The organism is Corynebacterium sp. HMSC08C04 (assembly GCF_001807495.1).
GTDB lineage: Bacteria > Actinomycetota > Actinomycetes > Mycobacteriales > Mycobacteriaceae > Corynebacterium > Corynebacterium simulans.
The window spans coordinates 171,634-184,941 of sequence record NZ_KV789205.1 but is presented as its reverse complement, the minus strand read 5'-3'; the positions used below and the strand labels follow the sequence as shown (position 1 = coordinate 184,941).

The following is a 13,308-nucleotide window of genomic DNA, read 5'->3' as shown; positions in this document are numbered from 1 at the left end:
GTTGGAAATAAGAGCACTTTCCAACCTGCAACTTCAACCTGCAACTTAAGGACTATTAGTGACCAACCGCGCAAAGCTTTCCCTGCTTGACTTCTGCACCATCTACGAGGGCGAGACCGCCGCAGAATCGATGGCTCGCTCCGTCGAGCTTGCACAAGTTGCAGAGAAGGCTGGCTACTCCCGCATCTGGTACACCGAGCACCACAACATGCCGACGATCACTTCCTCGTCGCCCGCGGTGCTCATCTCCTACATCGGCGCCAAGACCAACACCATCCGTCTTGGCGCCGGCGGCGTGATGCTACCCAACCACGCCCCCTACGTCGTGGCCGAGCAGTTCGGCACCCTGGCCGAGCTCTACCCCAACCGCATCGATCTCGGCCTGGGCCGCGCGCCTGGCACAGACATGCACACCCTGGGCCGCGCACTGCGCCGCGACGCCCACGCAGCAGAGCGCTTCCCCGAAGACGTTAAAGAGCTGCAGGGCTACTTCTCCGGCAAGTCCTTGGTCCCGGGCGTGCAGGCCATTCCCGGCGTAAACACCCACGTGCCGCTGTACATCTTGGGCTCTTCCATGTTCGGAGCATCGCTGGCCGCCAAGTACGGCCTGCCCTATGCCTTCGCCTCCCACTTCGCGCCCACGCACCTGCGCCAGGCCACGGCCTATTACCGCAATAACTTCCAGCCCTCCGAGGCGCTCAGCGAGCCCTATGTCATCGCAGGCGTCAACGTCACCGCCGCCGATACCAAGGAGGCTGCCGACGCCGAGTATGAAAAAGTGTGCTTCAACCGCGTCAAGGCCTTCGCCGGCCGCGGCAAGTATCTAACGGATCAGCAAGTCGAACAGATCAAGAACTCCCACCAGGGCGCGCAGATTCTCGGCATGATGAAATACAGCGCCGTGGGCACCACCGACCACGTGCGCGACTACCTCGCAGACTTCCAGGAGCTAGCCCAAGCTGACGAGCTGATGATCTCGCTGCAATCCACCGGTCATGACAACCTCCTGCAGAACATGAACCTGCTCGCGGATGCATGGGAACTCGGCTAGAAATACCCCCACCAAACACCCCCTAAAAACTTGTGCATATTCTAGTCTCGAGCGATTAAGACGCTCGATTTAACTTGATTAGCATTTCCATTATTTGGCTTCCAATATTTTCGCTACGTAAGGAGGAGGCATGCCACCACGCGAGGTGCAGCAGCACAAGAAGATCGCGGACTATCTACGCGGCCTCATTAAGGACGAGAGCATCAAGGCGGGTGACTTTCTTCCCAGCGAGGCGGAACTGTGCGAGAAGTTCAACTCCTCCCGCGGCCCAGTGCGCCAGGCTATTGCGAGCCTGCGCGCCGAAGGCTTAGTAAGCTCCGGCCGCGGACGTCGCTCCGTGGTGTTAGGCAGCTTCACCGCGGAGAACTTCGACGCGATCTGCTCCATCACCAACTGGCTGAGCGGCCGCGGATACAACGTTGGGCAAAAGACCCTGTGGACCGCCCGCCGCCCTGCCCCCAAGGAGGCGGCAAGCTACCTGCGCATCAGCGAGGACGAACAGGTGGTGTTTGTACACCGCATCCGCAGCATCGACGGCGAGCCGGTTGCCATCGAGCGTATGTATTTCCCGCTGCACGTGGGCAAGCACATTTTGGACTTCGATGCCGATTCCGGCTCCATCCACAATCATCTGATGGCCCAAGGCGTCGAATTCGATAACGCGCACCGCGAGCTGACTCTTACCTGCGCCTCCGAAGAGGACGCAGCAGCCCTTAGCTGCGAGCCTGGCACTCCGCTGTGGCGCATCCACATTGAGCTTTCCGATCACGCTGGCCGCCCCGTGGAGTACACCACCAATCTCCTGCGCGCGGATCGCATGAAGGTCGGCATTACCAACGTCCGCGGCACTACTTCCCCACTTGAGGTCATCCTTACTGACTAACCCTCCCCCCGAGGGACATTCGCTTAACCGAGCCGAAACGCTTAACCTGCTTACATGAAGAAAGTACACCTAGCGCGTGCAGCGAGCGCGCTGGTTCTCGGGGCGTCGCTAAGCGCGTGCTCAGCCGGACACACGGCGGTCAAACCCACCGCCAGTGATTCGCTGACCATTGCCGCAACCGGCGCTGCTACCTCTCTCGATTTCACCAACGTCGGTGGAGCTGCCATCCCCGCCGCACTCATGAGCAACGTCTACGAAACCCTCGTACGCATCGAAGGCGACGAGATTGTGCCAGGCCTCGCCGAAAGCTGGGATGCGAAAGACACCACCTATACCTTCCACCTGCGCCATGGTGTGCAATTTAGCAACGGCGACGAATTCACCGCCGAGACCGCTGCTTATTCCATCAACAACGTGAAGGAAAAGTGGACCAACGGCATCTCCAAGCAGATGGAGGTAGTAGAAAGCGCCAAGGCGCTGGACAAATACACGCTGCAGGTAAAGCTGAAGAAACACTCGAATAGCTGGCTGTGGTCCATGGGCACGGCAATCGGTGCGATGATGACGCCAAACGCCATGGACTTGGCCACCCAGCCCGTGGGTACGGGCCCCTTTGAGCTTGCCGGATTCGCGCCCGGTGAATACATCTCCCTGCGCCCGCACCAGAATTACTGGGGCAAAGTGCCAAAAGAGCAGGTGACCATCCAGTATTTCCCCGATGCAATCTCTTCGGTCAATTCCCTAAAGTCCGGCGGCGTCGACGTGGTTTGGGCGATGCAGAACCCAGAGCTGCTCGATAACTTGGGCGAAGGAATCCGCACCGCCGTGGGCACCACCAACGGCGAGGTGCTGCTTTCCATGAACAACAACGCCGCACCTTTCGACGACCCACGCGTGCGCCGCGCAGTGGCCTATGCCGTCGACCGCAAGGCCGCGAATCAGATTCTGTGGGACGGCCTGGCCAAGGACACCGGCGGCGCGCCCGTACCTCCTACCGACCCATGGTTCAACGAGAAGGACTATTACCCTTACTCCCCGCAGCGCGCGAAAGAGCTTTTGCAAGAAGCCGGCGCCGAGGGCGCGCACATCACGATTACCGCGCCGACCCTGCCCTATGCCCAGCGCGTCTCTGAGCTTTTATATTCGCAGCTAACTGAGGTCGGCTTCGACGTCACCCTCGAATCCGCCGAGTTCCCCGCCGTCTGGTTGGGCCAAGTCATGGGCGCGAAGGATTACCAAATGTCCCTGGTCTCCCACGTGGAGCCGCGCGATATTCCGACGCTCTTCGGCAACCCGGACTATTACCTGGGCTATGACTCGCAGAAGACCCGCGACCTCCTTTCCACTGCGGATTCCGCCCCGGAGAGCAAATACGCCGCGGGCATGGAAAAGGCCGTGGACCAAATCATGGCCGATGCCGGTGCGCTGACGCTGATGAACATGCCCAACATCGTCCTCTACCGCGATGGCATCGAGGGCCTGAACCCGAACCAGGTAACCGACGCCATCGAGCTGGCAGATCTCAAGGAGGCACCGTGACCTATCTCAAGGCTCTCGCCAAGTTCGTGGTGACCTTGTTCGCCGCCTCCATCGCCATCTTCCTGCTCATGCGCGCAGTCCCGGGCAACCCGGCGCGCGTTGCACTGGGCGTTAACGCCACCGACGACGCCGTCGCCGAGCTGACCACCGCCTTGGGCCTCGACCGCCCGCTTTTGACGCAGTACTTCGATTGGGTCGGCGGCCTGCTCAGCGGCAACTTCGGCACCTCCCTGGCCTCCCAACAGGACATCACTCCGCTGGTGGTTGACCGCGCGCAGGTCTCACTGATCTTGGTGGGGCTGGCGATCCTCTTGGCCCTCGCCGGCGCCGTGCCGATTGGCATGTGGCTGGCGCGCACGAGCAACACGTTCGTCTCGGCACTGACCCAGATCGGCATCGCCGTCCCAAGCTTCCTCGTGGGAATCATCATGGTGGCCTTCTTCGCGGTGCGGCTGGGTTGGCTGCCGGCCAATGGCTGGATTCCGCCGGACCAGGACTTCGGTGGCTTTATCGCCCGCCTCATCATGCCAGTGATCTCCCTGGCCTTGGTGCAGGGCGCGATGCTCACCCGCTACGTGCGCTCCTCCATCGTGGATGTGATGGACCAGGATTACATCCGCACTGCCCGCGCGCTGGGTCTATCCCATGCGGAGGCGCTGCGCCGCCACGGCCTGCGCAATGCGGCCCTGCCGGTGCTCACGGTCACGGGCTTGCAGCTGACCACGCTGATTGTGGGTGCGGTGGTCATCGAGTCCGTCTTCGTCATTCCGGGCCTGGGCAGCATGCTTCTCGACGCCGTGTCCAACCGCGATCTCACCACCGTGCAGACCCTGGTTATGCTGTTGGTCTTTTTCACATTGGCCATCAACTTGGCCACCGACTTGGCCTACCGCGTAATCGATCCGCGTTTGAAGGAGAAGCGATGAAGAAGTTGGGTTTCGTTCTCGTCGGTATCACCGCCCTCCTCGCGGCGGTCTCCCTTTTCTGGACGCCTTATGCCCCGAACATCGCCTCGCCCGATTTGCTGGCGGGCAGCTCCGCTGAGCATCTCCTCGGCGCCGATCGCTTTGGTCGCGACATCGCCTCGCGACTGATGGTCGGCGCACGCATCACGCTCTTCGTGGGCGTCATCGCCGTCGGCATTGCCGCGCTCGTCGGCGTTCCGCTCGGTGTGGTGGCGGGCATGCGCCGCAATAGCATCCTCGACTCCCTCATCATGCGTGGCTCCGATCTGCTGCTGGCTTTCCCTGCCTTGCTGCTGGCCATCATCGCCGGCGCGGTATGGGGTCCGTCGACGATTTCGGCCATGATCGCCATCGGCATCGCGGGAATCCCTTCCTTCGCCCGCGTGGCGCGCTCTGGCACCCTGCAGGTGGTCACGCAGGACTTCATCGCCTCGGCGCGCGTGTCCAAAGTTCCAGCGCCCACCATCGCGGTGCGCCATATCCTGCCTAACATCGCCCCGCTTATCATCGTGCAGTCCTCCGTCTACTTCGCACTCGCGATCCTCGCCGAGGCCGGCCTTTCCTACCTGGGCCTCGGCACCACCCCGCCCACCGCGTCGTGGGGCCGCATGCTGCAAGATTCCCAGTCCCTGCTGGCCAGCCATCCCATGCAGGCCTTCTGGCCGGGCCTTGCCATCGCCGCCACGGTGCTGGGCTTTAACCTGCTTGGCGACGCCCTGCGCGACATCCTCGATCCCCGCCTGAAAGGAGGCCAGCGATGAACCGCCCCATGCTTTCCGTACAAGACCTGCGTATCCGCACCGGCAAGGAGACCATCGTTGGCCCGCTCAGCTTTAGCATTGAGCCCGGCCAACGCCTGGGCATCATCGGTGAGTCCGGCTCCGGCAAGTCCCTGACCGCGCTGTCCATCATGGGCTTACTGCCAAAGAACCTCCACGCTGAGGGTTCCATCGAGCTTGGCGGACGCGAGCTCGTGGGCCTGCGCGACCGCCAGGTGCGCAAGCTGCGCGGCGCCGACATGGCGATGGTCTTCCAGGAGCCGATGAGCGCGCTTGATCCGCTGATGAGCGTGGGCAAGCAGCTGCGCTACGCCGGCGCGTCTGCTGAGGCGCTCAACGAGGTGGGCCTCGATCCGGCCCTTGCCTCGCGCTTCCCACACGAGCTGTCTGGCGGCCAGCGCCAGCGCGTAATGATTGCCATGGCCATGGCCCGCAACCCCAAGCTGCTCATCTGCGACGAGCCCACCACGGCCCTCGATGCCACCACGCAAGACGGCATCCTGGACCTCATCATGGAACTGACCCAGCGCCACAACACCGCGCTGCTGTTCATCAGCCATGACCTACGCGTCATCCGCCGCATGTGCCCTGAAACGTTGGTTATGCAGGACGGCCAGATCGTCGAATCCGGCGCGGCGCTGGACACCCCCCAGCACCCGTACACCAAGCACCTCATCGCGGCCTCCCAGTCCAAGCCGGCTGCCGCTGAGCCGAAGCTTGGCGAGGTTGTCATTTCCCTCGACCACATCACCAAGGCTTACGGCTCCACTACTGCGCTTTCCGACGTCTCCCTCGAAGTACGCAAGGGCGAGCGCATCGGCGTCGTCGGCAGTTCCGGCTCCGGTAAGACGACGTTGCTCAAGCTCATCACCGGCCTTGAGCAGCCAACCTCCGGGTCCGTGAAGGTGGAAGGCCGCGTGCAGATGGTATTCCAGGACCCGCAAGGTTCCCTCAATCCGCGCATGCCGATCTGGAAGATCGTGGCTGAGGGCTCGCCCACACAGGTCACGCGTGCCGAGATTGCGAAAATCTTGGCGGAGGTCGGCATCGACGAGGATGCCTTGGACCGCTTCCCCCACGAGTTCTCCGGCGGCCAGCGCCAGCGCATCTCGATTGCCCGCGCGGTCATCGGCAACCCGGACATCCTCCTCGCCGACGAAGCGGTCTCCGCCCTCGACGTCTCCGTGCGCGCCCAGGTCCTCGAGCTGCTTGAAAAGCTCGTTGAAAGCTACGGCCTGACGCTGGTGTTCATCTCGCACGATCTGGGTGTGGTCAAGCAAGTGTGTTCCAGCCTGACTGTCATCCACAATGGTGAGCTGGTCGAACGCGGAGTATGGTCCGCCCCACAGCACCCGTATACCAAGTCGCTTCTAGAGGCTGCGCAGGGGTAACGTATGCCGCGATATGAGCGAATTGATTGAGCATCCCCTACCGCAACGCCCGCGCCCGCTACAGCTTTTCACCGCCTACAACTCTTCGGTGACTCGCTGGCCGGGCGCGATGCGTGCTGCTCTCGCCATCGCCATTCCCGGCGCGCTCGCCATCCTCACCGGCCACCCCGACGCCGTGCTGTTGGTCACCGCGGGCGCGATGTCCGTCATTTACGGCGAGGGGCACCCCTATCGCACCCGCCGTTGGGTGATTCTCACTGCGGGTGTGCTCCTTACCTTGGCCGCTACCGTTGGTTCGCTGGTGGGTGAGCTCGTCTTCGCCCCGGGCCACGGACACTGGTGGCTTTTGCTGTCTGCGGCCTTTGCTATTTCCATTGGCGCGCTCGGCGCCTTCCTGCAGAATGCGCTACGCCTGCCGCCGCCGGGTTCCTTCTTCGTGGTGATGGTCGGCGGCGGCTCCACCATGCTCGCGCGCACCGACATCACCCCCTTTGCGGTCGCTGCGTGGTCCGTTGCGGGTGTCATCGCTGCGTACTGCCTGGGCATGCTGCCTCGCTTCCATTCCCCGCACGGTCCGGAGACCCGCACTGTCGCGACCCTAGAGAAGGCCACTGCCGCCTTTGAGAACTCCACAACCGACGTCTTGGCACGCCACCATCAAGCACAGACGGCGCTGGCGAATACGTGGCAAGCGCTTTCCGACGCCGGTATCGTCCGCGGCGGCCGCGTCGTCCAAGCATCACAAGGCCACCTCGTGGAGCGTGCCCTTGCCGCGCAGAACCGCATCGTGCAGCACAACCAGTCGCTGGATCTCTCTGCCAACTCGGATGAGCTTTCTGACTCCCCGACCTACGTCGACCCAAACCGCACCGCCATCCCGCACACCAAGCCGACGATGCGCTACCGCATCTACCGCGCGTCGGTGGGCAACTCGCATGCGGTGGTGACGGTAGAAAAGATTCTGCTTGCGGCCATCGCCACCACGCTCGTGGGCCTTGCACTGGGCCTAAACCGCCCGGACTGGGGCGCAGTTTCCGTGCTGCTTCTTCTGCAGTGGGGCCCGGACCACGTACCCGGCACCATCCGCGGATTGCAGCGAATGGTGGGCTCGCTGCTCGGTGTGTGCGTGTTCTACCTCATTGCGTCCTTCGGATTAGAAAGCTGGACGCTGCTGCTCGCGCTCGCTGCCTGCCAATTCTGCGCGGAGATCTTCGTGGTCAAGAACTACGCCATCTGCGTCATCTTCTCCACGCCCCTGGCGCTGCTCATGGGCCATACGGCCGATCACTTGGCGTTCACGGCCTTCTCCCGCATCAGTGAGATCGCGCTGTCGGTGGTCTTTTCCTTGCTGGTGCTCTGGTTATGGAAGCCGCGTGCCCAGCTGACCAACCACTACCGTCTGCAGGTCCGCTGCCAGGAAGCAATCACCAGCCTGCTGGGCGCACTACTTTTCTCGACCCCCGACGAGTCCCTAGCCGCTCGCCGCGACCTGCAGTACGAGCTGCTTTCTGAGCGCCGCTCTATCCAGTCCATTGCAGTCAACCACCCGCAACACGTGGGTGAGTTCTGGCAGCGCCACCTTGCCCTGCAGCATGCGGGCTATTTCATCTTGGACTATTGCTCAATTCACCCAGACGAGGTTCCGGGTGACATCAACGCGCTGGTATCCCTAGCTCGAATAGACTTCGAAAAGTAGAGATTTATCGAGCACATGCTCTTCGATGCGCTCAAAGACCTCAAAAGCCGATAGCAACTCGGCATCTGCGACGTCGTACGAAGAATCATCAAAATTTGGCAGTTGCATTCGTGGCAATCCAATCCATTAGAAACTCTGATTCCCTGATACTAGCGGATAAGCTAGCGCTGCTCCAGCACCGCAATCGCGATATGCACGCGGTTCGTGCCGCCAATCTTTTCCAAGATGTGCTTGATGTGCGTCTTGACCGTGGCCACAGAGACATAAAGCTGCTCCGCGATTTCATTATTGTCCAGTCCCTTCGCAACCAGCTGCGCCACCTCGTTTTCGCGCGCACTCAAATCCGCCAGGACGAGCGGCTCTTGCGGCTGGGTATGCGGAATCGCCAGCAGGTTCTGCAGCGCTTTAGGGCTAAGCAGCTGCTGGCCCTGCGCGGCCGCCCGCACTGAGGCGACTAATGCCTCAGGCCCCGTGGCCTTCAGCAGAAACCCCATCGCTCCCGCGTGCAAGGAATCGACGATGAATTCGTCGGTGTCGAAGGCCGTCAGCATCACCACAGGAATATCGGGCACGGCCGTCTTCAGCTGCGCCACCGCCTCAATCCCGTCCATGACCGGCATACGGATATCCATCAGCACAATATCCGGGCGTTGTTGCGTAATCAGCTGCACGCCATCGCGCCCATTGCTGGCCTCGCCCACCACTTCGATGTCGCCTGCGCCCTCTAGAATCAGACGGATGCCGCGGCGCAGCAGCTCCTCGTCGTCGACAAGCACTGCAGAAATCATCGTTCCTCCATTGGCAAATACAGGCTCCAGCTAAACTCTTCGCCATCTTCTACGTCTAGGCGCCCGCCCACCAAGCGTGCGCGTTCGCGCATTCCGATAAGCCCATGCTCGCCGCCGCTTGCCGACGCCCCTTCTACCTTCCGGTTGCGCATCGTCACCCGAGCCAAAGCACCATCTTGGGCTACCTCGATCGCAATCTTTTGCCCCGGCGCATGCTTGCGCGCATTCGTCAGGCCTTCTTGCACGGCGCGACTCAACGTATGTACACCCATAGTCGAAATCTTATCTAAGCAATCATCGCGGTACTCAAGCGTGACCTTGGCACCGGCGGCGCGCGCCCGCACTACGTGATCGTCGATGCTGGTGCGCGGGTCAATTCGATCATCGATACGCAAAGAGCGAATGACCTGCCGCAGATCGGTCACTGCCTGCTCGGCCTCTTTTTGGATAGTCGTAGCGGATTCCGCCACCTGCTCCGGCGGCAAATCCTTCCGGTACGCCAGTCCACCGGCATATACAGAGATAAGGCTTAGCCGATGTGAGAGCGAATCGTGCATATCGCGGGCGATGCGGTTGCGCTCATCCTGGCGAACTTTTTCGTTTTCTGCTTCCAGGGTCTGTTTATTCAGCTCCGCGCGCGCCACCAGCGTGGCCTGACGTTGCCGGCGACTATGGCGCGCGACGCCTATCAACAGCCCTGATAGAACCAACACGGCCCAGAAAAAGGCATACCCGAACAACGCCATCGGCACGGTTTCGAAAGAGTCCGGCTTATAAACCTTGACGCCATAACTTAAGGTGAGCACCGCCGTTGCGACCAATGTCCAGCGCTTGCTTCCACGCGAGACCAAAGAAACATAGGCAACGAAGACTGTCAGTGATAACTGATGCACTCCCGCCGAAGCGCAAATGATCACCGCGCTGACCAGCGCGGAGACCGGACCAGGATAGCGTTCGTAAACGCTAAACTCCCGCGGCACGTGCCGCAGCGCAAAGGCCAGCAAGACCCAGGTGAGGATGCTCACCGACGTCCCAATAACGGCCTCAGTAAGGATGCGATCATCCCACGAATTGCCAGAGCGCTCGTCGAAGCGCAGGAGCATCGCCCCCATCGTGGCTATATCAGCCAACACACACACGGCGACGATGGCGGCACGCCGCCACCGCGTTACCCCGTTTAACGTGTTGAGGTAGGTGGCATGCCGCTGCTTTTCAATCCAGTTCTTAATCTTCGACTGTGCCGTACTCATCTCCACCCACAGTAGTAGGAGGCCTAGAGCCACAAATCCACCCTGGGGTGGATTTAACGCATAGCCATTCTCCGTAGCGTCGAAGACATGGACAAGAAAGTACTAACAGCCCTAGCCGCAGCTACTGCGTATTTCGTGGCAGTGCCGGCGGCAAGCGCACTGCTGCCTGAGCCCACTACCCCGACAAGCGCCGTCGCCTTCCACGATGTAGCCATCACCGATCTGGAATGCGCGCAAAGCCCGACATATCTTAACGACTCCCCCCGATGGGAATGCGGGGATACCACCATCGGCGCTGACCCCGCCCAGACCTTCGGGGAACCTGAGACTTCGTTACTACGAAAGCACCGCTATATTCTCGATACCCCTTTCCTCTCGGATGCCCCGGTACGTCAGCCTCAGAAAAATCTCTATCGCCTCGACGAAGGCGACAAGGTAACTATCCTGTACGACTCCGACGATAAGAAGCTGTTCTTCCATCTCGAGGGGCCTGACGCCGCCCGCTATGCAGACAAAATGGAGGTCAAATAATGAAATACCTATTTTATGTGCTCGCTACCGCGGGTTTCGCTTACTCCGTGCACTTCGAGTTTAACCAGTCTTACGTCACCGCCAGCCTCATCGCTGCACTCATCCATGTGGCGATCTGGACTTGTGCCTCCTGGCTCGCGTTCCGAGGCCACCGCGGCACGGCCCTAGGCATGCTCTGGGGCGCGGCGTGCACCGGCCCGGCTGTCTTCTTCAACTCGCACTTCACCACCATCTTGGAAAAACTGCAATTGCAGTGGCTAGATGCCGCTGGCTTCGCGCCAATTACTGAAGAGACTCTGAAGTTCATTGGTGTTCTGCTCATCTGTACTTACTTCATTAAGCCCCAACGCACTCGCGACTTCGTCTACGTCGGTATCGCCGTAGGCATGGGCTTTGCGATCGTGGAGGATTGCACCTTCATCGCACACCTAACGCTGCAAGACCTCGACTCAGATCTCATGGGCGCAACTACTGGGGTGCTCATCAGGTTTATTGGTTGCACCTTCGCACACTCCCTCTTTACCGGCATCGCGGCATATGGCTTGGCCCGTGGCCGCGCACTCGCCGGTTGGATGGGCGGCGTCACGGTTCACTTCTTCACGAACCTCTTTCCCTCGCTGGATGCCACCTTCCCGGAGAGCCTCTGGCTGCCCATTGCAACTTTAGTGGTAGTGGGGGCAATCTGGATCGCGTCGCTCTGGTTTATCGTCCGCCAAGTACGGCGATCGCGACGTGAACGCGGCTCGTCCCGCCGAGTTTCTTCAAAATCTTCTGCACGTGAGTCTTTACTGTCGGTAGCGAAATAAAAAGCTGCTCTGCAATCTGTTGATTACTTAACCCATCTGCCACCAGCTCCGCAATCTCCATCTCGCGGTCGCTAAGGTGCGCCAGCCGCCTGTTCTTCCGCTTTGGCCGCGGGGAGAGCAGGCGTTCAAGTACCTCACGGCTGAGCATCGGTTGGCCTGCCGCAGCCGCGCGAACGGCAGCAACAAGCGCTTCCGGTGGCGTCGATTTCAATAGGAATCCAACGGCACCGGCTTGGAGCGCATCGACAATAAATTCGTCGGTATCGAAAGCGGTTAACATCACCACGGGAATCGACGCCGGCAACTTCCCTAGCGCCTCGATACCATCCATGACGGGCATGCGAATGTCCATGAGCACGACGTCGGGAAGCGCGTCCAGCACCGCTGCTATCGCATCCTTGCCATTAGAGGCCTCCCCCACCACCTCGATACCGGCATTGGCCAGCATGAGCCGCAGGCCACTGCGCAATAGCGCCTCGTCATCGACCAGCACCACCTTTAGCGCTTCGTCGGCAGCTGCAATTCCCATCCGAATTCATCTCCCTCCAGCATCCGAAGTTTTCCTCCGATAAGTTCCGCGCGCTCAGCCAGACCCCGCAGCCCAAAACCACGCCCCACTGGACCCGTATGCGGGTTGGTTACGGTGAGCACGAGATTGGGGCCGCGCTTGGCGACGTCGAAAAGCACCGGCTTTCCCCGCGCGTACTTGCGGGCATTGGTGGCTGCCTCCTGGACCGCTCGATACAACGTGTGCTGGCCTAAGGTATCGAGCCTTTCTACTATGCCTGGATCAGTGGAATAGCGCAGCTTAACGTTGTCATCTCGAATGAGCGTTTCGATGCTTGCTCGTGGATCTTCTGCTGCCTCCTGCCGCAGAGCATAAAGCACAGCGCGCAGATCCTGTACTGCAGCATTCGCTTCTTGGCGAATCGTCTCCGCCGCCTCGGAATACTCCTTGGGAACCTGCTCGTTCTGAAAAGACAATGCCCCTGCATGCACGGCAATCAGCGACAACCGATGCGACAGTGAATCGTGCATGTCACGCGCTATCTCTTCCCGAATTTCGCGCTGTAGATTCTGTTGCTTCTCGCGGTTCTTGCCGCGCTGCATGCCGATCAGAAGCACGATTACGAGTACTGGAACGATGCCAAATTCCAACCAGCCTTCGAACTCACTCGCAGGGTTGAGAGGATAGACAGCGAGATAGCTAAGCGACGCCACTACTGCCGCCACCGACCACTTCACGGACCTCCGTGATGTCATGGACACCATGGCCACCAGCTGAGATAGCACGGCAAAATAAGAAAAGCCGCAAGCAATCACGACAACCCCGCAGACGAAGGTCTTCCGCGTTCCTGGGAAGTCAGATTTCTCCAGCTCCCGCGGATCATGAGAAATGGCCCATGGCAGCAAACCGCACGAAACCACCCCAGCGATGAAACTCAAGCAAACGAAGCCGGCATAGGCTCTATCGGTTTGCGGATCGATGTTGGGCACCCCCATGTCTTCTAAGTCGATGCCGATACCGATCAGCCCAAAGCAGCACCCGCCTAGGACGCAGAGCACGACGATGAAAGCTACCTGCCAACGGTTCCTAGTCATGATTCATACCTTAAAGGCCGCAAACTC

The 13,308-nt window shown here is 60.6% G+C and carries 14 protein-coding genes; 9 read left to right on the top strand and 5 right to left on the bottom strand.

Going from position 1 to position 13,308, the window contains the following annotated elements; translation table 11 throughout:
- The first annotated feature begins 58 nt into the window (after positions 1–58).
- The 7 genes from HMPREF3169_RS05790 to HMPREF3169_RS05760 all read left to right on the top strand — a co-directional run bounded on the left by HMPREF3169_RS05790 (position 59) and on the right by HMPREF3169_RS05760 (position 8,304).
- Positions 59–1,051: an LLM class flavin-dependent oxidoreductase gene (locus HMPREF3169_RS05790; protein WP_070455923.1), complete on the top strand. Its 993-nt coding sequence runs from the start codon at positions 59–61 to the stop codon at positions 1,049–1,051.
- Between the two features lie 130 nt (positions 1,052–1,181).
- A complete protein-coding gene (locus tag HMPREF3169_RS05785) occupies positions 1,182–1,934 on the top strand; it encodes a GntR family transcriptional regulator (protein ID WP_070455922.1) in 753 nt (250 codons plus the stop codon).
- Between the two features lie 54 nt (positions 1,935–1,988).
- Entirely contained in the window at positions 1,989–3,473 is a 1,485-nt protein-coding gene (locus tag HMPREF3169_RS05780; RefSeq protein WP_070455921.1) for an ABC transporter substrate-binding protein, read from the top strand.
- A complete protein-coding gene (locus HMPREF3169_RS05775) occupies positions 3,470–4,399 on the top strand; it encodes an ABC transporter permease (RefSeq protein WP_210386681.1) in 930 nt (309 codons plus the stop codon). The genes HMPREF3169_RS05780 and HMPREF3169_RS05775 overlap by 4 nt, the downstream gene beginning before the upstream one ends.
- Entirely contained in the window at positions 4,396–5,199 is an 804-nt protein-coding gene (locus tag HMPREF3169_RS05770) for an ABC transporter permease (RefSeq protein WP_070455920.1), read from the top strand. The genes HMPREF3169_RS05775 and HMPREF3169_RS05770 overlap by 4 nt, the downstream gene beginning before the upstream one ends.
- Positions 5,196–6,608, top strand: a complete 1,413-nt coding sequence (locus tag HMPREF3169_RS05765) for an ATP-binding cassette domain-containing protein (protein ID WP_083286077.1) — start codon at positions 5,196–5,198, stop codon at positions 6,606–6,608. Before HMPREF3169_RS05770 ends, HMPREF3169_RS05765 begins: the two co-directional genes overlap by 4 nt.
- 13 nt (positions 6,609–6,621) lie before the next feature.
- Positions 6,622–8,304, top strand: coding sequence for an FUSC family protein (locus HMPREF3169_RS05760; protein ID WP_070455919.1), 1,683 nt, complete (start codon positions 6,622–6,624; stop codon positions 8,302–8,304).
- Here HMPREF3169_RS05760 and HMPREF3169_RS13505 read toward each other — a convergent pair.
- The 3 genes from HMPREF3169_RS13505 to HMPREF3169_RS05750 are packed head-to-tail and all read right to left on the bottom strand — an operon-like array spanning position 8,278 to position 10,375.
- On the bottom strand, positions 8,278–8,412 hold the full coding sequence (locus HMPREF3169_RS13505) for a hypothetical protein (protein WP_256365590.1): 135 nt from the start codon (positions 8,410–8,412) through the stop codon (positions 8,278–8,280). The genes HMPREF3169_RS05760 and HMPREF3169_RS13505 overlap by 27 nt on opposite strands.
- A 53-nt stretch (positions 8,413–8,465) precedes the next feature.
- A complete protein-coding gene (locus tag HMPREF3169_RS05755; protein ID WP_070455918.1) occupies positions 8,466–9,092 on the bottom strand; it encodes a response regulator in 627 nt (208 codons plus the stop codon).
- Positions 9,089–10,375: a sensor histidine kinase gene (locus HMPREF3169_RS05750; RefSeq protein WP_246815604.1), complete on the bottom strand. Its 1,287-nt coding sequence runs from the start codon at positions 10,373–10,375 to the stop codon at positions 9,089–9,091. Before HMPREF3169_RS05750 ends, HMPREF3169_RS05755 begins: the two co-directional genes overlap by 4 nt.
- A gap of 54 nt (positions 10,376–10,429) precedes the next feature.
- On the opposite strand from HMPREF3169_RS05750, the gene HMPREF3169_RS05745 reads away from it, so the two are divergent.
- On the top strand, positions 10,430–10,873 hold the full coding sequence (locus tag HMPREF3169_RS05745) for a hypothetical protein (RefSeq protein WP_070455917.1): 444 nt from the start codon (positions 10,430–10,432) through the stop codon (positions 10,871–10,873).
- On the top strand, positions 10,873–11,679 hold the full coding sequence (locus HMPREF3169_RS05740) for a PrsW family glutamic-type intramembrane protease (RefSeq protein ID WP_070455916.1): 807 nt from the start codon (positions 10,873–10,875) through the stop codon (positions 11,677–11,679). The genes HMPREF3169_RS05745 and HMPREF3169_RS05740 overlap by 1 nt, the downstream gene beginning before the upstream one ends.
- On the opposite strand, the gene HMPREF3169_RS12680 is transcribed toward HMPREF3169_RS05740, so the two are convergent.
- Both HMPREF3169_RS12680 and HMPREF3169_RS05735 read right to left on the bottom strand, forming a co-directional pair.
- A complete protein-coding gene (locus HMPREF3169_RS12680; protein WP_082778636.1) occupies positions 11,576–12,208 on the bottom strand; it encodes a response regulator in 633 nt (210 codons plus the stop codon). The two genes, HMPREF3169_RS05740 and HMPREF3169_RS12680, sit on opposite strands and share 104 nt — an antisense overlap.
- Positions 12,178–13,281: a sensor histidine kinase gene (locus HMPREF3169_RS05735; RefSeq protein WP_070455915.1), complete on the bottom strand. Its 1,104-nt coding sequence runs from the start codon at positions 13,279–13,281 to the stop codon at positions 12,178–12,180. The genes HMPREF3169_RS12680 and HMPREF3169_RS05735 overlap by 31 nt, the downstream gene beginning before the upstream one ends.
- Positions 13,282–13,308: the final 27 nt, after the last annotated feature.